At 61.1% G+C, this 25465-nt stretch carries 22 protein-coding genes; 15 read left to right on the top strand and 7 right to left on the bottom strand.

The annotated features are described in order from the left end of the window. Positions 1-1137: 1137 nt before the first annotated feature. From AB4Z15_RS08080 to AB4Z15_RS08070, 3 genes are all read right to left on the bottom strand, one after another. Positions 1138-1893 (bottom strand): SDR family NAD(P)-dependent oxidoreductase, encoded by a 756-nt coding sequence (locus tag AB4Z15_RS08080; protein ID WP_442016866.1) that lies wholly within the window; start codon positions 1891-1893, stop codon positions 1138-1140. After that, positions 1890-2879 (bottom strand): alpha/beta hydrolase, encoded by a 990-nt coding sequence (locus AB4Z15_RS08075; protein WP_442016865.1) that lies wholly within the window; start codon positions 2877-2879, stop codon positions 1890-1892. The genes AB4Z15_RS08080 and AB4Z15_RS08075 overlap by 4 nt, the downstream gene beginning before the upstream one ends. A gap of 429 nt (positions 2880-3308) precedes the next feature. Next, positions 3309-3992 (bottom strand): TetR/AcrR family transcriptional regulator, encoded by a 684-nt coding sequence (locus tag AB4Z15_RS08070; protein ID WP_442016864.1) that lies wholly within the window; start codon positions 3990-3992, stop codon positions 3309-3311. 206 nt (positions 3993-4198) lie between these two features. Here AB4Z15_RS08070 and AB4Z15_RS08065 point away from each other — a divergent pair, with 206 nt between their 5' ends. The 3 genes from AB4Z15_RS08065 to AB4Z15_RS08055 are packed head-to-tail and all read left to right on the top strand — an operon-like array spanning position 4199 to position 7712. Beyond that, complete coding sequence (locus tag AB4Z15_RS08065) at positions 4199-5230, top strand: 3-keto-5-aminohexanoate cleavage protein (protein WP_442016863.1); 1032 nt, start codon at positions 4199-4201, stop codon at positions 5228-5230. 38 nt (positions 5231-5268) lie between these two features. Continuing rightward, positions 5269-6048, top strand: coding sequence for an SDR family NAD(P)-dependent oxidoreductase (locus AB4Z15_RS08060; RefSeq protein WP_442016862.1), 780 nt, complete (start codon positions 5269-5271; stop codon positions 6046-6048). Positions 6049-6092: 44 nt separating this feature from the next. Further along, the gene (locus tag AB4Z15_RS08055) at positions 6093-7712 is read left to right on the top strand and encodes a long-chain-fatty-acid--CoA ligase (protein WP_442016861.1); all 1620 of its coding nucleotides are present in this window, start codon (positions 6093-6095) and stop codon (positions 7710-7712) included. 95 nt (positions 7713-7807) lie between these two features. Here AB4Z15_RS08055 and AB4Z15_RS08050 read toward each other — a convergent pair whose 3' ends face one another. Both AB4Z15_RS08050 and AB4Z15_RS08045 read right to left on the bottom strand, forming a co-directional pair. After that, positions 7808-8194, bottom strand: a complete 387-nt coding sequence (locus AB4Z15_RS08050) for a RidA family protein (RefSeq protein ID WP_442016860.1) — start codon at positions 8192-8194, stop codon at positions 7808-7810. 146 nt (positions 8195-8340) lie between these two features. Beyond that, complete coding sequence (locus AB4Z15_RS08045) at positions 8341-9519, bottom strand: saccharopine dehydrogenase family protein (protein WP_442016859.1); 1179 nt, start codon at positions 9517-9519, stop codon at positions 8341-8343. Positions 9520-9713: 194 nt separating this feature from the next. Here AB4Z15_RS08045 and AB4Z15_RS08040 point away from each other — a divergent pair, with 194 nt between their 5' ends. The 10 genes from AB4Z15_RS08040 to AB4Z15_RS07995 are packed head-to-tail and all read left to right on the top strand — an operon-like array spanning position 9714 to position 20338. Continuing rightward, positions 9714-11159: an aldehyde dehydrogenase family protein gene (locus AB4Z15_RS08040; RefSeq protein ID WP_442016858.1), complete on the top strand. Its 1446-nt coding sequence runs from the start codon at positions 9714-9716 to the stop codon at positions 11157-11159. Positions 11160-11181: 22 nt separating this feature from the next. After that, on the top strand, positions 11182-12162 hold the full coding sequence (locus tag AB4Z15_RS08035) for a phosphotransferase (RefSeq protein ID WP_442016857.1): 981 nt from the start codon (positions 11182-11184) through the stop codon (positions 12160-12162). A 39-nt stretch (positions 12163-12201) separates the two neighbouring features. Next, positions 12202-13032, top strand: a complete 831-nt coding sequence (locus tag AB4Z15_RS08030) for an SDR family NAD(P)-dependent oxidoreductase (protein ID WP_442016856.1) — start codon at positions 12202-12204, stop codon at positions 13030-13032. Next, positions 13029-14195 (top strand): NAD(P)/FAD-dependent oxidoreductase, encoded by a 1167-nt coding sequence (locus AB4Z15_RS08025; protein WP_442016855.1) that lies wholly within the window; start codon positions 13029-13031, stop codon positions 14193-14195. The genes AB4Z15_RS08030 and AB4Z15_RS08025 overlap by 4 nt, the downstream gene beginning before the upstream one ends. Further along, on the top strand, positions 14192-15037 hold the full coding sequence (gene surE, locus AB4Z15_RS08020) for a 5'/3'-nucleotidase SurE (protein WP_442016854.1): 846 nt from the start codon (positions 14192-14194) through the stop codon (positions 15035-15037). The genes AB4Z15_RS08025 and surE overlap by 4 nt, the downstream gene beginning before the upstream one ends. A gap of 37 nt (positions 15038-15074) precedes the next feature. Further along, positions 15075-16535: an APC family permease gene (locus AB4Z15_RS08015; protein WP_442016853.1), complete on the top strand. Its 1461-nt coding sequence runs from the start codon at positions 15075-15077 to the stop codon at positions 16533-16535. A gap of 47 nt (positions 16536-16582) precedes the next feature. Next, positions 16583-17881: an aspartate aminotransferase family protein gene (locus AB4Z15_RS08010; RefSeq protein WP_442016852.1), complete on the top strand. Its 1299-nt coding sequence runs from the start codon at positions 16583-16585 to the stop codon at positions 17879-17881. After that, positions 17878-18684 carry an SDR family NAD(P)-dependent oxidoreductase gene (locus AB4Z15_RS08005; protein WP_442016851.1) on the top strand — a complete coding sequence of 269 codons (807 nt, stop codon included), beginning with the start codon at positions 17878-17880 and terminating at the stop codon, positions 18682-18684. The genes AB4Z15_RS08010 and AB4Z15_RS08005 overlap by 4 nt, the downstream gene beginning before the upstream one ends. Before the next feature lie 34 nt (positions 18685-18718). Continuing rightward, complete coding sequence (locus AB4Z15_RS08000; RefSeq protein ID WP_442016850.1) at positions 18719-18937, top strand: hypothetical protein; 219 nt, start codon at positions 18719-18721, stop codon at positions 18935-18937. A 48-nt stretch (positions 18938-18985) separates the two neighbouring features. Continuing rightward, positions 18986-20338, top strand: a complete 1353-nt coding sequence (locus AB4Z15_RS07995) for an aspartate aminotransferase family protein (RefSeq protein WP_442016849.1) — start codon at positions 18986-18988, stop codon at positions 20336-20338. 228 nt (positions 20339-20566) lie between these two features. On the opposite strand, the gene AB4Z15_RS07990 is transcribed toward AB4Z15_RS07995, so the two are convergent. Together AB4Z15_RS07990 and AB4Z15_RS07985 are read right to left on the bottom strand one after the other, a co-directional pair. Next, positions 20567-21148: a TetR/AcrR family transcriptional regulator gene (locus tag AB4Z15_RS07990; protein WP_442016947.1), complete on the bottom strand. Its 582-nt coding sequence runs from the start codon at positions 21146-21148 to the stop codon at positions 20567-20569. A 43-nt stretch (positions 21149-21191) separates the two neighbouring features. After that, positions 21192-22799, bottom strand: a complete 1608-nt coding sequence (locus AB4Z15_RS07985) for a helix-turn-helix domain-containing protein (RefSeq protein WP_442016848.1) — start codon at positions 22797-22799, stop codon at positions 21192-21194. A gap of 245 nt (positions 22800-23044) precedes the next feature. On the opposite strand from AB4Z15_RS07985, the gene AB4Z15_RS07980 reads away from it, so the two are divergent. Together AB4Z15_RS07980 and AB4Z15_RS07975 are read left to right on the top strand one after the other, a co-directional pair. Continuing rightward, a complete protein-coding gene (locus AB4Z15_RS07980; protein WP_442016847.1) occupies positions 23045-23902 on the top strand; it encodes an acetoacetate decarboxylase family protein in 858 nt (285 codons plus the stop codon). An 80-nt stretch (positions 23903-23982) separates the two neighbouring features. After that, positions 23983-25410, top strand: a complete 1428-nt coding sequence (locus AB4Z15_RS07975; RefSeq protein ID WP_442016846.1) for an APC family permease — start codon at positions 23983-23985, stop codon at positions 25408-25410. The last annotated feature ends 55 nt before the right edge of the window (positions 25411-25465 follow it).

Genomic DNA, 25465 nt, shown 5'->3' with positions numbered 1-25465 from the left:
AACTTCAAAGTGTTTCCTGTGGCAACCGGCCTCCTGCGGCAGCGATCCAGGACGCATACCGGCTCTGGACTGTCATGCTGGGCAGCAATGACTACCCGACCGATTAGGACGCCCTGAAATTCGTCGCCTACTTCCAGTCGGCCCGTATTCGGGACCAGCTCATGGCCGACACCACAGCCATCGACCACCGTCGGCGGCAAGATCCGTGATCAGCGGGTAGATCTGTAGTGGTCATTTTGGGTTGATGTCCCTGGCCAGATGGGCAGCTGCTCGGCGCAGGACCTCGTTCTCCTGCTCCAGCAAACGGTTGCGCTTCTTCAGCTCGCGCATCTCGGCCGAAGAGCCACATCAATAACAGCCTGGCTGAACTCCGCCCCATAAGCCGTGGGCATGGTCAACATCCTTCCACGAGCACAGGCTCGCTAGGTCAAGGAGTCAACAAAACCCGGGGCAGTCCCCTGCACTCTTTGAACCCGCCGAGTACTCGTGCGGTCGATTGCCAGAACTGTTCTGTGGCTTTGATCGGAATCGTTTAGTCGCCCCGGCGCCCCTGTCCCACCGCATGTTCCCCCCAAGCCTGGACAGCGACCACACCCGTCCACTAATCACAAGCTTGATGCGATATGACGTGCCGGAAGGGATGGCCTTGAATCGAGGATGACGCCCATGGATGGTCTAACTAGTAGAACGGGCACGGCTAGACCGAAGCAAGCACTAGTCTGATTAATCGGAAAGTCGGGTCGCAGAAATTCAGGATGGATTTAGCACCTTGTGGATCTTGGTGCAGGTCAGCGTCCAACGTCGCAGGCGGCCCGGGAGTTGCCCCACCTCCCGATAGTGGCCGCACCGACGTCTCGGCGGTGTGGTCGCGGCTAAGTCCGGCAGTATCGTGAACGGGGTCGAGCAGTGCAGAAGTGACCGATCGAGGCCCCGCCGTCGAGGACCAATCCTGTCTCCGCGCGGCCACGGCTTGTTGGTCGCACCGTTTGACTCGTCCCCTTCAGGACGGAGTAGTAGATGCCCGGGCTCGGATCCTGCACGATGACCTGATGAAGGTTGGCGAATCGAGCCCACTTTCGTTCGGGGCTGGGCCGTCACGTTGCCTATCGATCACGGGGCGGTTTGGATCGAGGAACGTTAAGCGAGTGAAATGCCCCCATCCACGACCAGGGTGTGTCCGTTGACGTACGACGAAGCGTCTGATGCCAGGTACACCATGGCAGAGGCTATTTCTTCTGGTGTTCCGAGCCGTCGGCTTGGTGTCCGCGACATGTATTCGTCGTAGACCTCCGACGAAGACCGCATCCAACTGCTCATCGGAGTTTCGATGTAGCCAGGGGCAATCGCATTGACCCGCAGTCCCAGTGGACCCCATTCGACGGCGAGGCATGAAGTCAGGTGCGAGATGCCCGCCTTTGACACGGCGTAGTCGGCACAGTTCGGCCTGCCCTTCAATCCCGCATAGCTGGAGACGTTGATGATGGTTCCCTGGCCGATCTTGATCATTACCCGCGCGGCGGCCTGTGCTGCGAAGAAGGCGCCGCGCAGGTTCACTCCCATCGTGAGGTCCCAGGCCTCAGCAGTGATATCGATTGCCGGGGACCGCCTGAGCATTCCCGCGTTGTTGACCCAGCAATCCAGCCGTCCGGTTTGCGCCACAATCTCACCTGCCAAGGCCGCAACAGCGTCTATATCGGTGATGTCGATTTGTATGCTGGTAACTGAGTCCCTTCCGTTGTTCGCTTCCCGGGGAGTGTCCCGGTCAACGGCGAAAACTGAAGCGCCCTGGTTGACGAAAGCTTCGACTGCAGCGGCGCCAATGGCACCGTTAGCACCCGTTACGACGACTGTGTGGCTTTCAAATTGTTGAGTTCTAGCCTGCGGCGCGGTCATCGTACGGCACCTTCCATGTCCAGTGAGCCTGAGTTGTCGGTCCACAGTGGGGTGGGTCCACTGAGGTGCTGTTTAAACCAATCCGTCGCGGCCTTGCGGGTCTGTTCAAAATGGTCCGTGTAAACGGAGTAGTGGCCACCGGGTACCAACAGCTGTCGTTTGGGATGGTGGGCCCTTTGATATGCCTCCTGCTGTAGTCCGGATGGGGTGGTGACATCCGAGTCTGCGACGATCATGAGGAGAGGCGTGGGGGCGATTCTGGTAACGTACGTGCCGGGTTCATAGGTTCGGGCAAGCTCAAGAGATCGTACCGTCACCTCGTTTCTCCATGTGTCACAGACCTCGGACTGTCCCCCCATATATTCATAGGAGTCAGGACCGGGGTAGGCAACAGCAGCATGTGGATCTGCGCTGATCATAGGAATGGACTGGGCCGGCTCGCCGCGGAACCGCGCTTCCCGGTCTTCTTCAAACCACTGCTGCTGGGCAATAAGGTCTGTGGCCGAAGTACGTTGCCGCGCCGCCTGCCAGCCACTGATCGTTGGAACCTGGGAAACAACACATTTCACCCGCCGGTCTATGGCTGCAACCACCAGGGCATGTCCGCCGCTGTAGCTGCTGCCCCACAGGCCGATACGCTCGCCGTCGACATCACCCCGGGACCGAACATAACTGATAGCTCCCCGGAAATCCTCAACCTGACGGTAAGGATCAATTTCCTGCCGGGGCTCTCCGCCACTGGCGCCCAGATTGCGGAAGTCGAAGGTGAAAGCACCAAAGCCGGCATCTACGAAGGCGGCGGCATACTCTTCCAAGTCTCCGCCGGAGACCATGCCCCAACCGTGCGCCAAAACTATGGTCGGCCACGGGCTGCTTGAAGCATCTGGAGAGTAGAAAGTTCCACGGACTGTTGCCTCCTCGACAGAGAACTCCACGCGCTCCCCCCGAAGACCCGAGGGTGCAGAAAGGGAATCATCTATTGGCACGACACTCATCCTAAAAATCAACATAAATGAACAGTTGTTTAGAGACTAGCACTCATCGATTGCTCCGCCTAGCCCTCGCGGACATGAGGGTTACTGATCACCGTCCTCCCGCCAGGCAAGGCGCTGGGAATCCTTGGAGCTGATGGCCGGGGAAGCAGGAGTTCGGCTGGTGCCTGGAAATTGGGCTGTCGGCATGCCAGGCCTGATGCAGTTTGCTTTGCGTGCCCCACGATCGCACAAGTGCGATGCAGGGAGAGGAACGGGCGACAGCGATTTCGCTTCCCGTCCACAGGGGCTTTGCCCGGTCCGAATACTTCGTGAGGCTGGTGCGAACCGTCCATGGACGCGTGAGCCCTTGAACCTGGCGACGCCCAGCGCCGACTTCACGTTGAGCAGGCCGGAGTCAGCAAAGACGGGTGTCGGTGATTCCTAGTGTCCGAGAATGTGCCAGATGACCTGGAGATATTCTCTGACTACCGTTTCCGGATCGAGTGATGCCGTTTCGGGGCGAGGTTCAGCACTTGCTGAGTCACAGAGGACGAGGATTGCTCGTGCCTGAATTTCCGTACGGGCAGCGGCGTTTTCGCTTCTTAGTTGGGCAACTTCAGCGCGAATCGCCTCGTAGTAGCTGGCTCTGGCCTGCCTTAGGAGGGCGACAGTGTTGGGGTCGACAACCTGCAGAATGGTCTCGTTCATGAGCAGGGTGTCACTTGCCGCGGCGACGGCGCGGTTCTCCATCTGAAACTTGATATGCCTCCGGCATAGGCCCTTCAGTCGCGCATCCCGGCCTGGCGAATCCTGAGGGACCACCACGTCCAGCAGAAACTTCCGGTAAGCCCTGGCGAGGGCTGCAGAAAGGATCGCTTCCTTGGAGTCGAAATGCGCGTAGACGGCCCCCGGGGTGATTTTCACGGCGGCGGCCAGGGACCGTATGGTAGTTGCCTTGAAGCCGTCGGAGGCGAAAGCCGGCATAGCTGCAGCGAGGAGCCTCTCCCTGGTGTCCTTTCGCTCTTCAACTGACCCCGCGCTGGCCTCAGTCAAGCCTGTGATCAGCGATGAGAGCTCGTCACTTACCCCCTGCAAGCCCTCTTCGGCAATTGCGTCAAGAGTCATAACATTGCTTCCTTTTGTTTCTAACCGAACATGCGTTCAAGTACAGGATAGCCCCCGGCCCGGCCGACGAGGCACAAGGAACCCGGCCGCTGACGGCGTCCGGACATTCGCCATCGACCATTGACGGGCTATCTAAACTAATGTTCAATTAGTTTGAGTCGCCCAGGCGTAGGTCGACGATCCCCCTCGTGAAGCAAAGGAGCATCATGGCGAACATTGACTGGAATCGGGTGTCCAAAGGCGTTTCCCGTGAGAACGAAAAGATGATCTGGCGGCCGTACGGCATCCCGACGGTGATGGACCTGGAATCCACGTGTTTCCACGATGCGCCGATTTCTGAGCCGTGGAGCGAAGTGCCGCAGGAAATGATTGTATCCGTAGCCATTACTGGGGCATTTTTCCGCCACGACCAGAACCCGAACCAGCCCCTGACCACCGAGGCCATTCTGGCTTCGGCCCGTGAGGTCGCTGCTGCCGGTGCCAGTGCCGTGCATATCCACGTCCGTGACGATGACGGCTACAATGTCCTGTCCCCGGAACGCTTTGAAGCCGTAATCCAGCCCCTGCACGATGAGTTTCCTGATGTGCCCGTGGACGCCTGCTTGGTCCCGGCGCTGGATGGTGAATGGGACAAGATGAACCAGGTACTTGAGTCCGGGCTTCTTGATGCAGCCCCCATTAACACCACTGCCACCTACGTCGGCGATTCCCTTTTCGTCAAGCCCACTCCGATCCTGTTGGAAAAGACCCGCAGGATCCTTGAAGCAGGATCGGTGCCGGAAATCGCTGTTTACACCGATGCCGACGTTTCCAACGCCGACAGGTACCTGTTCAAATCGGGACTGTTGAAGAGCGGTGCAGTGTGGCTGGTCCTCCCTGCCCTGCCGGGATGCAGCCCCATGGAGAACCCGCGCCAGATGATCTCCGGCCTTACCCGTACTGTTGAAGCCATCCGCGACGTCGATCCGGAGGCTGTGATCATGGTCTGCGCCGCCGGCCGGGCCTCGACGTACCTGGCCACCCTGGCCGCCGTCATGGGCTTGCACATCCGCGTCGGCATGGAAGACACCTATTTCAAGTGGCCACACCGCGATGACCGCATTGAAAGCAACCTTGAGGCTCTCCGTTTGGCGCAGCAGCTAGCGGAAGTCGTCGGCCGCCGGGTCGCAACGCCTTCCGAAGCTCGGGCCATCATGGGCCTGAAGGAACGGACCGCAACAGCGCAGCCCGCTCAGTAGAGGCTCATGCATCCCCCTGTCTTTCAAAGGAGATAGATATGGAACTAAAGGGAACGGCCGCAATTGTCACGGGGGCAGGTTCGGGTCTCGGACTTGCCACGTTGCGCCGCCTCCTCTCCGAGGGCTGCGACGTGGTGGCCATCGACAGGAATATTGACGGGCTGAAGGACATCGGGGCGGACCTGAAAGCTGTTATCGCTGCAGATGTTACGTCCGCTGATGAGCTGGAGGCGGCATTCGAGCAGGCGGCTAGCGCCTGCGGCGAGATCCGGATCCTCGTCCACTGCGCCGGGGTCCTCGGCAACGGCGCAGTGCTGAGCCCCAGCAGGGGAACCCTGCCGCTGCAACGGTTCGCCGACGTCATCGCCGTGAACCTCACAGGCACCTTCAACAGCATTCGGCTGGCCGCGGAGCACATGCAGACGCTTCCGCCACTGGAGGACGGAGAACGGGGGGTCCTCATTACGACCGCTTCGATCGCAGCGTGGGATGCCCTTTCGGGCCAGGCTGCTTATGCAGCCAGCAAGGGCGGTGTGGCAGCTATGACCCTTCCGCTTGCCCGCGAACTTGCAGTGCACGGGATCAGGGTGATGAGCATCGCTCCTGGCATGTTCAGTACCGCATTGCTGGACAACATCCCCGACGAGACACTGGAGCACCTGGTTGCCGACGTGCCTTTCCCCCGGCGTGCGGGGCATGGTGACGAATTCGCTGAGCTGGCCGCGGCCATCGTCCACAACAAAATGCTAAACGGGGAGGTCATCCGACTCGACGGGGCCTTGCGGATGCGCAACCCGGACCGGCATGACGGCAGGTAGCAGTGACCGCTTATCGCGGTCACCCGGCAGAGGAAGGAACCACCATGAACGGTGCTGCCTACAACGGTGAGGAAGTCCCGCAAGGCCAACCACTCAGCGGGTTGATGCAGGACTGGCCCCTGACGCTGGACCGGATTCTGCGGCGAATGGAAACCGCAACCGCATCTGCGACGCTGTCCGTTGCAACGGATTCAGGAACAGCACGATATTCTTTCCGCGAAACAGCGCTCCGGGCACGGCAGCTTGGCGCGGCACTTCACGGGTACGGTATCGGACAGGGCGAGCGGGTGGCGTCCATCGGCTTCAACACCCGCCAGCATCTGGAGTTGTTCCTGGGGGTGCCCGCCAATGGAACGGTGTTGCACACGGTGAATCCACGGCTGAGCGAAGATCACCTCGAATACGTCATAGGGCACGGGGGCAGCCGCCTGGTCTTCGTCGATGCCCTGGTCGCCGGGCAGGTCATCCCGTTACTTAGGCGATCACCCCGGGTCGAACAGATCATACAAATCGAAACCGACGAATACGAGGAGTTCCTTGGTTCTGCACGCTCAAATCCCGGAGCGTCGGTGCCGCTGAATGAGCGGCAGGCAGCAGCACTCTGCTATACCAGCGGCACGACCGGGTTGCCGAAGGGTGTGTTGTACTCTCACCGTTCAAATTTCCTGCACGCACTCGGCATCTGTCTGGCTGACGGAATGGGCGTGGGAAGCAGGGACACCATCCTGCCTATCGTGCCTCTGTTCCATGCCAACGCCTGGGGCTTGCCCCACGCAGCGGGGTTGACGGGCGCCAACATCGTGCTGCCGGGCAGGGACACGTCCGGGGACGCCCTGGCGCGCCTCATCCATGCCGAAAAGGTCACGTTTACCGCTGGTGTTCCCACGGTACTGAGCTCGCTGCTGGAAGCGGCCAACCGGAATCCCGGGGTTTTGGATTCACTGGAAACCGCCGTTACCGGCGGTGCGCCGATGACGAAGTCGCTGTTTGACGGGTTTGCCCGCCATGGAGTGACTGTGTTGCAGGGATGGGGTATGACGGAGACCAGCCCCAACGTGTCGCTCTCCAGGCCGCCCCGGGAAACGGACGGGACTGCCCAGGCAATTCCCTACCTGCTGAGCGCCGGACGGCTGAACGCCATGGTCGATGCCCGTTTGGTCGATGCCGACGGGAAGGAGCTGCCCTGGGATGGCTCCTCGGCCGGGGAAATCCAGCTGTCCAGCCCCCATGCCGCGTCCGGCTACTTCCGCAACCCGGCCGCGGGAGACGAGCTAATGGACGGGCCGTGGCTCCGCACCGGTGATCTCGCGACGATCGACTCCTGCGGGTACGTACGGCTAAAAGACCGGATGAAGGATCTTATCAAGTCCGGAGGCGAGTGGATTCCGACCGCTGAACTAGAGGAAGTCATCCGTTCCAGTCCCCGAGTCGTCGATGTCGCTGTCGTAGCCCGGCCCGATGAACGATGGGGGGAGCGCCCGGTGGCCTTCGTGGTCGCACAGGCGGGATCCTCGATCGATGTCGCCGAGCTCAGGGGCTGCCTCAAGAGTCGCGTTCCCGGCTGGTGGATCCCTGACACGTTTGAGGTCATCGACAGTCTGCCGCTCACGTCTGTGGGCAAAGTCGACAAGAAGGCGCTCCGCAACCAGGTCAGTGCCGTATAGTGCGCTACCAGGTGATCAACAGAAAGTCTCCGCACCCTATGTGGGTGCGGAGACTTTCTGTTGGGTGAAGCCGTGTCCGGCATCCGCCGTTCCGTTTAGCTCAGCACGGCGTCCGCTTCGATTTCCACCAGGAGCTGGGCCGTGGCCAGGGACTGGACATGCAGGACTGCGGTTGCCGGCCGGATTCCGCTGAAAACCTCCCCGTGGATGCGCCCCACGGCTTCGAGGTCGGACATGTTGGTGAGGTAGATCCGAGTGCGGATGACGTCCTCAAAGGAGCCACCTGCCTCTTTCAGGGCGTCCCCGATGCGGTTGAATATTTCGCGGGTCTGGGCTGCGACATCGTCGCCGCCCACGGGCCCCGTGCCGGTATTGGCCGTGATGCCGGCAACGGCGACGTGCTTACCGATTCTGACGGCGCGGGAATAGCCCAGTAGGGACTCCCCTGTTGATCCTGATGAGATGTTTTGACGTTGGGACATTGTCGCTCCTTTTGTGGTGGCGGGCATGTAAAGAGCCGGTCGCCCGGTAGTGAAAGAGGGATAAGGAATGAGGAGCCCCTGCATCGGCATTTTGCGGACGCGGGGGCTCCTCAACGGTGGAGAAGGTGTCGGGGTGAACTTAGTGCTCAGGCAAGAACCGTGGAGCCCTCGTAGAGGAGTTCCGCGCGCGGGACGTTCCAGTGTTCAGCGACCAGGGAAAAGAACGGTTCGGTGTAGAGGATGCGTTCGGGCGGGAATACTCCTGCCGGCAGATCCCGTCCCATGGTGGTGGCCACGGTGACTGCGAAAGGGACACCGGTGCCGATGGCCATCGGTTCGGGTTTGTTGCGGGTAGCGGCGAACTGGGTGACACGCTGCCCATCGCTGCGCCCAGTCGCAGCGACAAAGTAGATGGGAAGGTCCTCCACCCCAGGGTACTGCGACGCATCCCGGGAGGCCTGGGCCCGGACCGTGGCGTCGCGGGCGACCAGGAGGTCGACGGCCTGACCCACCGTCAGCTCGCCGGATTCAATGCGTGCTTTGTAGATGCTGAATTCGGCGGCCCGCTCTGGGGTCACAAGGCAGAGGCTTCGGCAATCCCCCTTCAGCCTGAAGCTGCCGCGGAAGGTGATGGGTTCGGGATGGCCCACGATGTAGCCGCTGCCCTTACCCAGGCCCGGGATGTCGATGGGGTACGGGACGAGTGCGGGCATCTGGGCGTATTCACCGCCGTCCAGAACTGTCACCGTGCCGGTGATTTGTTCAAAGAAGTGCTCAAGTGCAGCCTGGCTTTGGCCTTTGAAGGACCGCAGAAGGTCCCAGTCCTGGTAACTACTGTTGAAGGACCATGCTGAGGTTACGTCTTCGATGTCGGTCAGTCCTCGGGTTGCCAGGACGCCGAGCATGTTCATGAATCCCGGACTCGCCCCGGCGCCGACGATCGCCGTGACGCCGGCGGCCTTGGCCTCGGCGTCCAACCCCAGCATCTCCAGGGTTGGCTCCGGATCGTCGCAAATGTCGTAATACCTGGTCCCGGTGGCGATCGCCGCCTTCAGGATCGGGACACCGAAGCGAAAAAACGGACCCACGCTGTTCATGACCACGTCAAAGCCGGCGAGGACTTCACGAAGCCGGGCATCGTCAGTTACATCCAGTTCAAGGGCGGATGCATTAATGCCGGCGAGCTTGAGCTCGTTGGCAACGGCTTCGGCTGCGGCCCTGTTCCGGTCCGCTACGACGATCTCGTCCGGCGTGGACACCTGCGCAAGGGTGCTGAGGGCCAGGTGGCCCATGGCCCCGGATCCCCCCAATGCCAGTATTTTCATTGCTTCTCCTCGAGGTCAAGCGGCTAAAGTATCTAAACAAACGTATGTTTAAGTTCTAGCCGCTACAGCACCGTAAGGCAAGGCCCTCCCGGTGGCTGCTTCATGAAAAATCTCATTCGAAACCGGGCCTTTACACGAGACCCATCTAACTGTACGTTTGTTTACGTAGCATTGAATCTGTGAGGAGCATCACCATGATCGACATAGCCACTTTGAAGCCCATTATCAGCGGGGACGAATACCAGTCGGGTTCCGACCTGGACGTTTACGAACCGGCCACGGGCAACGTTATCGGTGGCATTCTGGATGTGGGCGTTGAGGGCGTGGAAGCAGCCGTGGCCAGCGCCAAGAAGGCCGGCCTCTCCTGGCGGGCAACCACACCGAAGGATCGTGCAGTCAAGCTGCTCGCCATCGCCGACGCCATCGACGCCAACGCCGAGCAGCTGGGCACGTTGGAATCCCGCGACGTGGGAAAGCCCTTGGCTGACGCGATCGCGGAAATGCACTCCGCAGCCGACAAGTACCGGTTCTTTGCAGGCGCGGCCCGATCGATGACCACTCCTGCCCCCGGCGAGTACAAGCCCGGCATTACCAGTTTCGTCCGCCGCGAACCTGTCGGCGTCGTGGCCGCCCTGACTCCGTGGAATTACCCTATGGGCCTTACCAGCTGGAAAATCGCCCCTGCCCTGGCAGCAGGCAACACCGTCGTGCTTAAGCCGCCGACAGAGGCCTCACTGACCACGCTCTTCCTCGCCCGGCTCATCGCCGACATTCTCCCCGCCGGCGTCCTGAACGTCGTCACGGGCCGCGGCTCCGGAGTGGGCGCAGCCCTCGCCGGACACAAGGACGTCGGCCTTGTCTCCCTCACAGGCGGAACCTCAACTGGCAAGACCATCATGCGCCAGGCCGCCGACACCATGAAGATTGTCCACCTCGAACTCGGCGGCAAGGCCCCGGTCCTGGTCTTCAACGACGCGGACCTGGAGAAGTTCACCGCAACGATGAAGGGCGCCATCTACCGCAACTCCGGCCAGGACTGCACCGCGGCGACCCGCATCTACGCCCACGAGAGCATTAAGGACGAAGTCGTGGAGCGCGTATCTCACATCGCGAATTCCCTTGTGATTGGCAACGGCTTTGTTGATCCGTCGGTGGAGATGGGCCCCGTGGTTTCCCAGCGGCAGCAGGAGGTCGTGGCAGGATTCGTTGACCGGGCACGGGCCACCGGACACATCCGGGTAGCTGCCGGCGGCGGAAGGCCGGATCTCAGCGGCGCGTACTACTCCCCCACCGTTGTCACCAACGTGCGACAGGAGGACGAGATCGTCCAGGAAGAAATCTTCGGGCCGGTCGTATCGGTCAGCTCCTTCTCCACCGACGAGGAAGCCGTCGTCAAAGCCAACGGCGTCGCCTACGGCCTGGCCGCGTCTGTCTGGACGAAGGACGTGGACCGGGCACTCGTCAGCTCCGCCCTGATCGAGGCGGGCACGGTCTGGGTCAACGACCACGGCCCCACCACTGCGGAAATGCCCTTCGGCGGATACAAGCAGTCCGGGGTCGGCCGCGACCTGTCGATCCACGCTATCGAAGAGCACATGCACCTCAAACACGTAGCGATCTCCCATGGCCGCGCACTCTGAGCTTCCGGAAGGGGTAGACCTCATGAGCATCACCAATGACCCATCCCTGTCCCCTTCTACCCAAGACCGAATCAATAAGATCATCGCTGAAATGGACACGCCGGAGCTGCGGGGTGACCTGAAAATCACTTCCCTCTCCGGCGGGGCAAGCAATGTCAACGTCCGCATCGACTCGCCTGCCGGTTCCTACGTGCTGCGGGTCTGCGCTCCCGATGCCCAGCGCTGGGGAGTGGACCGAAAGGCGGCCCTCATCGCCCAGCACGACGCAGCAGCGCTGGGCTTGGCCCCCACGATCGTGGCCTCGCTGCTCCCGGAAGGGCACTTCCTTTCTGAGTACATCGCCTCCACTCCGGTGAACTCCGACGTGGTCCGCACAGAGAAGCTGATCCCCCTGGTGGCCCACACTCTGCTGGAACTGAAGAAGGGATCCACGACAGCCCGTGACTTCTCACCGTTCGATGATCTCCGCACCTTTGTGGAGCTCGGAGACGCCGAAGGAGCAAATGCTCCCGAGGACCTGGAAATCCTGCTGGCTGCCTGCTTCAGGATCGAAGCCCTTTTCGCCAACTCCCAGGCGCCGCGTGGTTTCTGCCACAGCGACCTGGTCCCGCAGAACTTCCTCCTCCTCCAGGACCGGCTCATGATGGTCGACTTCGACTACGCGGGTAACGGATGGGTAGCCTTTGAGCTGGGCTCTTTCGCCTGCCAGGCCGAGCTGAGCGATGAGGAAACCGAGCTGTTCCTTTCCAGCTATGACCCGAAATTCGGCGATGGCGAGCGGGCCCGCGTCGCACTCATGCGGCTGGTCGCCGGGGTGCGTGACGGGGCCTGGGCACTAATGGCAGAACCCATCCTCGGAAACGAGACCGTCCCGCTCGATGGGTGGACATACCAGAAGTACGCCCAGAACAACTTCGCGCAGGCCCGCGCCGTCATCGATAGCGGCGACTTCGCACGGTACCTGAAAGAGGCACGGAATGTCTCGCCACAAGCACGCATCTGAATGCACCCCCGTTGCGGGCTGCAGGGTTGGTAAGAAGATATGACGGACCTTACGGGTAAAACGATTGCCATCACTGGAGGGTCGCGGGGCCTTGGCCTTGAGATGGCCCGGACCGTCCTTGCACACGGAGCGGCAGTAGCGCTGATCGGACGCACCAAAGCGACACTTGAAGAAGCGGCCGGAAGACTCTCAGCCGGAGCAGGTACGCCACTTGGCAAAGGCTCGAGGATCAGCATCCATGTTGCTGACGTCGCAGATGACGCACAGGTCCGGGACGCCTTTGCTGGGATCCTTGACCATCATGGACGACTCGACGGCTTGGTCAACAACGCTGGCATCGCGGAGGAATACGCCTTTCTCGATACCCCCGCGGAGAGCTGGCGGCGTGTCCTGGAAATCAACCTCACCGCACCGTTCACCTGTATGCAGCACGCAGCGCGCGCCATGGGCCCGGGCAGCGCCATCGTGAACATCGCTTCCGTCGACGCCCATGGAGCCGACGGGCCCTACGCGAGCTACGTCGCAGCCAAGACAGGCCTCCTCGGACTCACCAGGGCCGCAGCAGTCGAGCTCGGGCCCCTTGGCATCCGGGTGGTCTCGGTGAGTCCTGGCTGGACGTTGACGGACATGGCGGCAGAGTCGGTGACCCCGGAAATGCTGCACAGCATGCGCACCAACTTCAAGCGCACACCCTTGGGCCGAATGAACACAAGCGACGAAGTCGCCAACACCGTCCTGTTCCTCCTGAGCGACCTGGCCTCCGGCATCACCGGAGAAGACATTCTCGTGGACGCCGGAACCAGGGCCAACCTCTACATTCTCGAGTCCCTCGAGACAGGAACACCCAGCGAAGAAGGATCTACTCCGTGACTATCAGAATTGCCGTCATCGGTGCCGGAACAGCCGGCTCCGGAGCAGCCCGCCGGGCAGTGGAACTCGGCGCCTCCGTTACCCTCATCGAACGTGATGCCCCGGCCAGCGGCTCGTCCGGGCGCTCCGCGGCCATCTACAACGTCCAGACGGTCGATCCCCTGCACATCGAACTGCGGATGCGGGCCCGCGAACTGTTCTTCCGTCTCGAAGCCGAGCACGGGCTTCCGCTCAAACGAATCGGCAACGTCCGTGTGGCTTGGAGCGATGCTGACCTCGAGCGCCTCGAAGCTGTCAACCAGGTTCAGCGGGAACTTGGCCTCGGTCCCGAAGATGCCCTGCTGATCAATCGCGAGGAACTTCAGCAGCTTGTCCCCGATCTGGACACCACCGACCTGGCCGGCGGTCTTTTCGGTCCCAGGGACGGCACCGTCAACGGTGAAATCATGTGCCAGGCGCTCGTGACCGAAGCCGTGGAACTAGGCGCCGTCTACAAGAAGGCAGAAATCCTCGGACACGTTCGGCAGGACGATGGCACACACCTGCTCAGCACATCCGACGGCCATGTGGTCGCTGACGTAGTCATCAACGCTGCAGGAGCATGGGCCGGCATTGTCGGCGACATGCTCGGACATCCCGTCCCGGTCCTTCCCCAGGTCCACGACATCGTCAAGGTAACGCTGGAAAAGCCGTTGAGCTACACCGTGCCAATGGTCAATCTGTACATGCCCGGTTCCGACGAGGAAGCCCTGTACTTCCGCCAGTTCGACGAAACCACCCTACTGGCCGGCTTCCACACCTATAAGGTCGTCGAAGGCCACCCCATCGCCGACCCGAACAACTTCCGTGGCGAAGTGGAACCGAGCTACGTGGCCGCTGTCCAGGAGGCCATCACCGAACGCTTCCATGTTCCCGGCATGACCGCCCACGCAGGCTGGACCGGCCTCTACCCCTGCACCGCCGACGAGGAATTCATCATCGGTCCCGAACCGGGCGACAACTCCGTGATCACCTGCACCGGTCTGGGCGGCGTAGGCGTGACCTCCGGTGCAATCGCCGGCTACAGCGCAGCCGAATGGGCCGTCACCGGCCAGCCCACAACCGTTCCCGGCGCCACACGATGGCTGCCGGGCCGCAAGAGCCTGAAAGGAACCACCAAATGAGCATTCTTCTGGTCAACGACGACGGAGTAGAGTCCCCCGGACTGCATTCCCTCCGGAACGGACTCATCAAGGCAGGGCACCGCGTCATCACCATGGCCCCGGCCGTTCCCCGCAGCGGGACCTCCCGCAGCGCCACTTTTCGGCCCCCGGTCCTGTTCACCCAGGTCGACGGCGACGAAACGAACCCCGTGTACGCCTGCGACGGTACCCCGACCGACTGCGTCCGGGTGGCTTTGATGTCCGACCTCGCACGTGACGTCGAACTCGTCCTCTCAGGAATCAACGAGGGCGGAAACCTCGGCGATGACTCGACTTACTCCAGCACCGTCGGTGCAGCCATCGAAGGTTCGCTCTTCGGCTTGCCCGCGATCGCAGCTTCCCAGCAGTCCCGAGACGGGCTGTTTCGTCTCGTCGACCTTGACGGCTACGACTGGGACTTCGGCGTCGACTTCACTATCTGGCTGGCCGAGGCAGTCCTCAAGGCCGGAATGCCTACCCGAACCGTGATCAACGTCAACGTTCCCGGCCAACCCAGCGGTGACGCAGCCCCCCTGCTGACCCGACTCGGAAAACGTGCATGGAAGCGCAATGAACTCCAGGTCGAGACCTACGGCTCACTCCGTGGTTACTTCACTTTTGGCGTCAACCACGAAGGAAGTGCCCCCTTCATCGAAGAAGAAGGCACCGATTTCGCGGCCCTGGCCCAGGGACGTGTCAGCCTCACCCCGCTGTCCGTCCACTGGTCAGAACCCCATGCCGTCCGCGAACTGCAGGACTGGCTGGAACAGTTTGTCGCAACAGGCAGCGCCCCCACCCCCCAACCTGCCAGCCTCAAGCAATAACCCCTACCCCTCCCCAACATGTTCAAGGGATACAGCTATGACTGAGATATTCCCGGCAGCGACCGATCTGAAAAAACCCCAAGGCTCTCACAAGCTGACCGGGACACTGAACACCGCAGACATCGTCTTCACCGTTCTGGCCTTCAACGCCCCGCTGTCCGTTTTTATCGGTTTCATCCCCGTTATCATCGGCGCCGGCAACGGGCTCGGCGCACCAATGGCCTATGCCGTTGCCGGCGCCCTGATCCTGCTCTTCACCGTCGGTTTCACCGCCATGGGCCGACGGCTTCCAAACCCCGGCGCTTTCTACGCCTACATCACAGCCGGCCTCGGCCGCCCGACCGGTCTGGGTGCGGCTTTCCTAGCCGTAATCTCCTACTTCTTCATCCTTGTCGGCGGCTATGCCTTCGGTGGCATAGCCCTCGAAACCCTGGTCAGGGACGTCTTCAACGGGCCCGACATCAGCTGGTGGGTCTGGGTCCTGGTGCTCATGGCACTGGCCGGAACCTTCGGCTACTTCCGCATCACCCTGTCAGCCAAAATCCTGACTTACTTCATGATCGCCGAACTGATCGTCATCATCGCCTATAACGCTGTCGTCTTCGCCACCGGAGGAGCCGAAGGCGTCTCCGCCGAACCGTTTATAGCCAGCAACATCCTCTCCGGCAACGTCGGTCTCGCCTTGCTGTTCGGCATCGTTTGCTTCTCGGGATTCGAGGCGACGGCGGTCTTCCGGGAAGAAGCCCGGAACCCCGCGCGGACCATCCCCCGGGCCACCTACATCGCCGTTGCCATGATGGCGGGCCTCTACGCCCTTTCAGCTTGGGCGCAGATTACTGGAGTCGGGGCAGGCCAGATCGTGGACCAGGCAGCGACCGACCCCACAGGAACCGTTCTGGCCTCGGTCACTGCATTCCTGAGCAAGACCGTGGCCGACATCGTGAACGTCCTGCTGGTAACCAGCATTTTCGCCGCCAACCTCGCCACGCACAACGTCACCGGAAGATACGTGTACTCCCTCAGCATGGACCGGATCTTCCCGGCCGCGTTGAGCGAGGTACACCACAAACACGGCTCACCCCACCGCGCCTCCATCGTGACCTCGGTGATTGCCGTGCTCTTCCTGATGGCACTCGTCCTGGCCAATGTTGACGGCCTCACCATCTACGCGGTGCTCATCGGGATCGGAGGCTACGCCCTGATCCTCCTGCTCCTGATGACCAGCGTCGCCGTCGTCCGATACTTCAGGATCCCATCAGCCGAACCTGTCTCGATATGGAAGCACACGGTCGCCCCGGCAGTTGCCGCCCTCGGACTGGTCGTTGCGCTCGTTCTAGCGACACAAAATGTCGCGGTCCTCATCGGTGGCGACGAAACCCTCGCAGCCGCTCTCATGGCTCTCTTCTACGGCTCCGTCGTCGTAGGGATCGTCTACGCGCTCGTCCTGCGCAAGAAGAACAATGCTGTTTACCTTCGCATCGGGCGCCAGGAACTGTAACTGAGGGTTGCAGAAAGCCCGCCACCTCTCCTAAAGGAAAATCCCGCATGACCACCAGCAGCACCGCCCACACTATTCACGGCTCTGCCGAGGAACTGGACAGAGCCGCCTGCTTTATCGGCGGTGGCGTGGCATCCGGGCTCAGGCGGGCTCTGCAGCCCCAGCCCCTCTCCTTCGATCATGGCTCGGGGAGCCACCTGACCGACGTCGACGGAAACGACTACATCGACTACGTGCTGGGTTGGGGCCCGGCGATACTTGGCCACAACCACCCAGCAGTGACTGAGGCCGTTCAGCATCAACTCCACAAGGGCCAGGTCTTCGGAGCCATCCACGCTGGGGAGCGCCGCGCAGCCGAACGTCTCCTGGACTGCCTTCCCGCGTTCGAACGCATACTGTTCAACAACACCGGCACCGAAGCAGTCCAGGGGGCACTGCGCCTGGCACGCGCAGCCACGGGAAAAAATCTCATCGTCAAATGCGCCGGCGCTTATCATGGCTGGCACGACACCATGCTCCTGAGCTACCACGGCCACCCAGGCGGCCACCGCCCCGTCGCCAACAGCCTCGGGCAAAACCCGCGCAGCCTTGATGACGTCCTCGTCGTCGAATTCAATGACCCCGCAACCCTCTCGGACGTTTTCTCCCGACACGGACAAGACATCGCAGCCGTCATCATCGACCCGATCATGTCCAACAGCGGCGTCATTGCACCCACCGTTGACTTCCTTCACGCCCTGCGGGAGGAATGCAACCAGGCCGGTGCGCTTCTGATCTTCGATGAAGTCATCTCAGGCTTCCGCGTCGGCCTCGGCGGCGCGGTGGAAGTCTATGGAGTCGTGCCCGACCTCGCCATTTATGCCAAAGCCATGGGCAACGGCTTCCCGATCAGCGCCATCGCCGGCCGGGCAGACGTGATCGATCTCGTCACCAAAGGCGTGGTCCACGCGGGAACCTACAACGGCAACGCCGCCGCGACCGCCGCGACGATCGCGACTGTGGATACCCTCGCCGAACCAGGTACATACGATAATCTCCGCGCGACAGCCAAGTCCCTGGCCACAGGTCTGCAGGAGATCTTCGCGGGTGAAGGGATAAACGTCAACGTCCACCATCTCGGCCCAATCGTGCAGCTTCTATTCGCCGACACGAGCCCGACCACAGCGGACAGGTTCGACAGCACCGACTGGAGTACCTGGGACCGGTGGACACGTTCCCTGTCTGCTCACGGTCTGTTCCTCCTGCCGCACGGCAGATTGTTCCTCTCCGTCGCCCACACCGCTGCAGACGTAGAAGCAACGCTGCAGGCCTTCAAAGCCATCGACCTTCAGGACACCACTCAATGACTAACCCCGCAGAGCACCCCTCGGACCGAACCGCCAGCCCCAGGCCCACCGCGCTCATCACGGGAGCAAGCGGAGGTATCGGCCTCGCCGTCGCACTGGAATTCGCAACGACTCACAACATCGTGGCCATCGACCGGGACGAAGCCCGGCTCGCGGACCTGGCAACTGAGGCCGACCTCCGAGGTGCTCAAACGCTCACCCGCGGCGCGGACGTCACCGATGAACAAGCCCTGATCACCATCGTCGCGGAAGCGGAGCAGGCCTTCGGTTCACTGCACGCCGTCATCGCCTGCGCCGGCATTGCCCCCAGCGGCACTGTTGAAACCACTACACTTCAGGACTGGCAGCGGGTCCTCGCGGTCAACCTCACCGGCGCCTTCGTCACCGCCCGCACCACCATCCAGTCCCTCAAGAAATCCAAAGGTTCCTTCATCGCCATCGCCTCCGATGCAGGAACCACCGGCGCCCAGGACCTTGCTGCCTACGTCGCCTCAAAGCACGGAGTTGTCGGGCTCATAAAGTCCATGGCACTGGACTTCGGACCCGACGGAGTGCGGTCAAACGCTATCTGCCCCGGCTTCGTCGAAACAGCAATGATGAAGCACATCTTCAAAGAGTCCCCTGAAGGCACCGAAGACTATTACCGGAACACCGTGCCGCTCGGACGCTTCGCGCAGGCCATCGAAATCGCAGGAATTGCCCGGCACCTCACCGAATCCACCTACGCCAACGGCATGACGTACGCGGTGGACGGCGGGTCCACCGCCGGCTACTTCCAATCCTCCACGTCGCCCCAGAACTAACCGCCCCCTCGCCTCAATAAGGAACCTCTCCTCGATGTACACCCACCGCAAAGAACAGGACTCGAGCAGCCTCGAGACCAACCAGCTCGTAGGCGTAGAAGAACATGGACGACCGAAATACCCAGCGACCATTGACGCCAAGACCGAAGACTCCACTGTCCTTTCGATACTGCCGCACGGGGACCACCACCGGGCCATCCATTCCGTAGACGGCGCAGTGCTTGACCCGCAGCCAACACACGCACAGCCCTAACTAACCACGGACCGACATACACGGTAGCCCGAAAGGAATGGTTCAGCCATGACAAAGACGTCGCTCAAGAACAAAGAACTGGACATCAGTACCTCCACCGATGAACACAACCGCGCCAAGGCAGTGATCCCCGGCGGGCTGGTCTCTCTCGTCCGGCGTAGGGACCACCAGGTGGTCTTCGAACGGGGCGAGGGAGCCTACCTTTGGGACGTTGACGGTAACCGATACATTGACTGCGTCATGGCGCACGGTCCCGTGCTCCTGGGACATGCCCACCCTGAAATAAACCGTGCCGCCGCCCGCTCCCTTGACAACGGCATCCAGTTCGGCGGATCAACCCCGGGGGAAACTGCGCTGGCGGAGGCAGTCCTTAAGCAACTCGGATACGCCGACAAGGTCACCTTCATGACCACCGGCACCGAAGCCGTCCAGCTAGCCATCAGGGTGGCCCGGACAACCACCGGCCGAAACCTCATAGTGAAATTCCACGGGCACTACCATGGGTGGATTGACCCGGTCTACGTCAACATCCCTGGCTACGACGTCCAGGGCCCGTCCACGCAGGACGGCGCTGGGGGAGCTCCCGGAAGCCTGGCAATCCAGCCCGCAGTGGACGGCTCGGCTATCCCCGAAGGCATACTGGTCACGACCTGGAACGACCTGGACGGCTTCGCCCGCCTCATGGATGAGATCGGAGACCGGACAGCTGCGGTCATCATGGAGCCCTTCCTCACCGGTTTCGGAACCTTCGAACCCGCCCCCGGCTACCTCCAGGGCTTGAAGGACATCTGCCATGACCACGGGGCGCTGGTGATCTATGACGAGATTGTCACCGGCTTCCGGGTGTCCCCGTCTGGGGCCGCGGGCATCGTTGGCGTTTCCCCGGATCTGGGCACCTACGCCAAAGCCATGGGCAACGGCTTCCCCATCAGTATGGTTGCTGGGACGCAGGAAGCGATGGCATGCCTCGAAGACGGAACCGTGCCAGCGGCAGGAACCTACAGCGGCACACCGGCCTCCGTCGCCGCCGCAAGAGCAACACTGGCCGAGATCGCTGAAGAAGGACCCAGCTTCTACGCCTATCTCGACCGCATCGGCTCACAGTTGCGCCAAGGGCTCGAACAAGAAGGACAGTCACGGTCCATTTCCATCAGAGTGAACCAAATCGGATCACTCGTCCAAATCCTATGCGGGCTGATCGAGGATCCCCGATCAGTCGAAGGAGCCTACGCCTCTGACCGGGACTTCGTCACCGAAATCTGTGAAGCCATGATCGGCCGCGGCATTTACATGACCCGCAAGGGCCTCATCTTCCTGAGCAGAGCACACACGACGGCCGACATCCAGGAGATCGTGTCCGTATTTGGCAAGGCCTTGGACAGTGTCCAGCGTGGGGCATGAGTTCGAGTGTTGCCGGGATGTGGCGTTCACACTTATATCGGGAGAAGCAAGGATATTTGCGGCCCGGGACCCGTCCGGGGGAGGACTACCTTAATAACCGACAGCCCCCGGCAAACAACATTCCGCCACGGGCAGAGCCGCAACAAACTCACATTTTCACCAGACGCAATGTGGGCAGGCACGCCTTCCACCGCAACCGGAACGGCCAAACTGGTATTTTTCCGTGATTTAGGAAGACAAAGGTAGCACTTTTCGCAGTGACGCTCTGGCCCAGCCTTCATCCAACGGTTCGTCCAGGCCCAGGCCGTACAGCATGATTCCGTCGAACATCGCAATCACCAGTCTGATGTCGTCCTCAGAAAGGTGAGGCCTCAGTATCCCCGCAAACGCGATCTCCCACCTTTGATTTAAGGGGCGCAAGGCCGGTCGCCGGTAGGCCAGAACATGCACTTCATATTCAAGGATGCTCACATCCCGCCTGTCGTTGGTGTAGAGAAGCACAAGGTCCACCAGCGCGTTTTCGAGGTCTTCGCGCAGGTCCCATGAAAGGCGCCACTGCTCAAGGACACGCAGTTCGCCTTCGCTGATCCACTCCAACGCGGCGGCCAGCAGGCCATCCAGATCATCAAAATGGTAGGTAATGGATCCCAGAGGCACGTCGGCGTAGGCAGCAACGGCTCTGTGGTTGAGGGCCAAGATCCCATCACGCTCAAGCACTTCAGCCGCGGCTTGGGTCAGGCGTTTCCTCCGGTCCGGATCATGCCTTCTGGGACGGCGCACGGCTTTTGCTGGGTTTGTGTTTGCTTCCACAGGCGGAGTGCGGGGTGGCTTGGCGGAGCTCAGTTGACCCGAGTCATTTCCCATCGAGTTGATCTCCTGCACCTGCGGCGGTCACTGGCTTGTTTGAGTCGGTACGGCCCGTTCTCGCATCAGTTTCCAGGCGTCGTCCGGTCCGGCTGCGGCGGGCGGCACCGCGCACCGAAGACTGTTTACCAGGGCTAACAATTCTCGCTGTAACCAATTGTGGTAGGGAATCCATCATCCGGAGCACTTTCAGCGAAACATGCAGGTCGACGACGTCGTCCATGCAGTCCAGTCGGAGGCCCGTGAGTTCGGTGACTCGGCCTAGTCTGTATCGCAGTGTCTGGCGGTGAACCCGTAGTTCAGTGCTAGCCGACTCCCATGAACGGTTGGCTTCCAAAAAAACTTCCGTTGACCGCACCAAGTCACTGCGGTGGCCCACGTCGTACTGGAGTAGTGGGCCTAGGACCGATTCAACCAATTCTTTCGCTTGCTGCAGGCTAACCGGAACCAGTCTGCGAGCCGCATGGACTCTTTCTTTATTGCTCTCGGAGTCCAGCTGCCTTCGCCATGCGGCGGACTGTGCCGCGTCAATCAACGAGTCCAGCGCCCAAAAGGGTTCACTATCGAAAAACTGGTGGTCGCCAGAACATGCCAGCCAACGCTCGTCGAATTTTTCGCCTCCGACAAGGACCGACGCTCCCCCGTCGTATTTGAGTGCCAGATGAGGAATGCTCTGCTGCCCGAGTCTGCTTCGAAGCGTGGCACAGTCCTCAGCGCGGCAGTCGATCATTCTCCATGGTGCAAGACCCAGGCCACGCCGGGCCAATGACGACATCATGGTTTCGCTATCGATGTGGCCGCTGAAGTACTCCATCATGTTCTCCCGCAGCGCATCGGCGTCGTGTTCATCCTGGAGACGACTGCGCTGCAGCTCGGCAGAAAAGAAGGAGCAGAGTTGCTCCAGCGCCTGCCCACCTAAGAGCGTCTGTGCCGTTGAGACCCATAGGGAAACGTTGTGTCCGCCCACAGGGCACACAAAGTAATCGAGGCCATTGAGTGTTACGGTCTTGCCGCCTGTGGAAGGCCCATACTTTCTCCGCGTCTGGCATATGTCCTGACCGGCGGGTGACCGGGTCAGCAGAGACATGCCCGTGAGGTGGTCGACGAGTTCGATCCGCACCCCCACGATCGCCGATACGTCGTCGCTCAAAAACACCCGGACTTTTTGGCTGTCGGCCCCGTTGCAAGCCCTGTACACCTCAATGACTTTGAGCAAGTCGTCCCAGGCGTGCTCGGCTACGTGGGCGGCTACGGCGGCGAAGGGCGTCGCCCATTTGACCTGAAGCAACGGGAAGCCGAGCCTGTTGGCGGTCTCTCGCATCGCCGTTCCAAATACGAGCCGCCCCTTTGTGTCCGATACTATGAGCCCTGCCATCCCCTGACGGTCAAGAAGCTGGACCAGAAGCTGCTGCCGATGGCTGTCGACCGGCAGAGCCGTGCTGGGCAACATAAGGAGTTCGCCAGCGGCAAGCCAGCGCCAGGGTTCCGGTTCAGAGCAAACATTTGCCGCTTTAATAGCCCGCCCCTCGCCCGCACGCCCAGCTTCAAGCCAAATCCCTATCGAGGGGCAATCAATGAGTTCTCGAATGGTCAGCATCTTCGCTCCTGCATCTGCATCGTTATGAACGATTGTACATATGGGTGGGATGTGTGCCACAAGTATGAACAGATCAACGATATTCATGGGTCTTCCGGCAAATCTAAGCTGGCTGAAGCACCCCCGCCTCCCGGTCGGGCAGATCCACGGCATGTGGGCCGCTCCCGTAGGGGTGGAGGCGTCGAATGCAATCCGCTGCATTACCTGGACCGATGCGGCCTTGATCTACGAACAGGAACCACACCATGAGCTACGTTTGGACCCCGGAACAAATCCAACGGTATTTCGGGTACTACGACGGACTCGCGACCCGGAACACATACTCCTACCTGACGTTTTCCACGACGCCGGAGTTCGCCCACGCCGTCCTGCCACCCTGCCTTGAACCGACAAATTCCCCTGAGATCACGGTCTCGTTCATGTCGTTCATGGAAGTGGCGGATGGGCGCACGAACAGAACCGGCAGGGACCGGTGCGCCATGATCCACATCAACGCCAACTTTGGCGAAGTCGAAGGTATCTACTACCTCACCGTGCTGGAGACGGAGGAAGTGAATCTGGAAACAGGGCGGGAACTTTGGGGCATGCCCAAGAAGCTGGGTACCATCGACTCTTTCGACGATGGTGAGACGCTTTTTGCAGTAGTCGAACGCAAGAACCACCGGATCATCGAGTTCGAAGCCGAAATGGGCATGGAGGAGGGCAGCCAGCCCTTCCAGGAAGAGTTCTACTTCGAACTCCGCGGACACTTCGGCGCAGACGGATTCAATCTCCAAAACCGCGAGCTAGTCGTCTTCAAGCTGGGTTCGACCGTCAACCGCTACCGGCCACTCCGTAACCCCCATGTCGTTCTCCAAGGTTCGCCCTGGGATCCAGGCGTCGGGACTGTCCCCCTGGGAGAATTCACGACCGGGGGCATGACTGGGGGCCGAATGACGTGGGACATCGTCGACGTGATCAACCTCAACGAGGACGGCAATGACTACGCTCCGTACATCCTCGGTCGTCTTTATGACGACTGGCCGGACCTGCGCAGCGACGACAGCCGCCGTCCCAACATCGATGCATCCCGGGATGCTCGATCCGAATTGGCCTCGGCCTGAACCATGGGTCAGCGGCAACCGGGATGCTTTAGGCCAAGCCATTGGTGGCAGGGCTTTCAAGATAGTCAATGGAGACTCTCATGACACAAGACAATGCTGTTAGTTCCCAGCAAACAAATGAATCAACACTTCGTCACGGTCAGACGTCACTTTTCTCGGTGACCGTGCTTGGATTGTCCGCCCAACAGATCGGCCCGGGTGTTGCCTTGGCCGGGGGCTACATGATCGTTTACGCCGGAGACGCCTCATGGGTGTCCATGCTGATTGCGCTCATCGGTGCCTGCACGATCGGGGCGATGGTGACGACCTTTTCCCGGCGTCTTGTCGCAACAGGCGGCTTGATGTCGTATGTTGCCTCGGTGCTTGGGCCGTACGCCCGCGCTCTGGTCGGCGCCGGGTATATTCTGGGCATCCTGATCGCAGTCGCGGCGGTAGTGACAGGGGTCGTGATCTTCAGTTCCAGCTTCTTGGTGGAAATGGGAATAGACTGGGCCGCGACACCCGCCGGGCAGGCACTGTCGGCTGTTGTCATAGCAGTCGCTGCAGGTGCGATCGCTTATCGGGGCGTGGACGCATCCGTAAAAGTCTCGGCGGTGCTGTCGTTCATCGGCATCCCCTTCGTCATCTGGGTCACCGTGGCCGCAGCGGGAGCAACCGAAGGCTATTCCTTGGCTCCTCAGTTCAATTTCTCCAGCGACACGATGTCATGGGACACAATCCTTCAAGGCACGTTGATCGCGATGGCCTACTTCGTCGGCTTCGAGGGTCTCAGCGCCATGGCAGGCGAAACCAAAGATCCCAAGCGTAATGTTCCACGCCTGGTCGTATGGCTCCTCGGTATCACGGGTTCAGCATACATTCTCATCTTGTGGTTTCAGATCCCGTCCTTGGGCGCCGGCCTCGACCAACTGGCCGCCGGCGAGTCACCGGCCGCCGTCCTGGCCCACCTCGGTGGGGTTGAATACCTGGCAGCTCCGCTGGATCTTCTTCTGGCTGCAGCGACGTTTGCCGGCCTCATCGCAACTTTCAACTACGGCTCGCGCATCGTGGCAACTGCAGCCTCGGCAGGTCTCCTGCCTCACCGCCTGTCACATATCCACAAGCGTCACCGCTCCCCTTCCGCTGCGGTGTTCTTCATGACGTTTATAGCGGCCGGACTGCCCATTGCCCTGCAGTTCGTCTCCGCTGCACCGCCGCTGGAATCCTCCGTGTATCTATATACACTGTTCTCCTACTGCTACCTGCTCCCGTATGTCGTAGGGGCTGTGGCTGCCGTTGTGTTGGTCGTCCGTGAAGATCGATCCAACCCGGTTCTCATCGCTGTGTTTGTGATCGGCGGAGCCGCCTGTGCCTACTTGCTGTACTACGCCCTCACAAGCGCAGGGGAAGGCATCTTCGGGGCCCTGCCTTGGATCGCCCTGGCCTTGACGGCCGTAGCCTTTCTGGCCTTCGTGGTGGCCCACAAGCGACGGCCCGCGGCAGAAGACGAACTATCTGATCTCCTGTAGCAACCGTCAACCACCTGTGCGGGTGCGACAGCGCTAGAAAACCGAACGCCACAGC

This window comes from Paenarthrobacter sp. 2TAF44, assembly GCF_052114885.1.
Lineage (GTDB): Bacteria > Actinomycetota > Actinomycetes > Actinomycetales > Micrococcaceae > Arthrobacter.
This window is presented reverse-complemented; position numbering and strand designations above follow the sequence as displayed.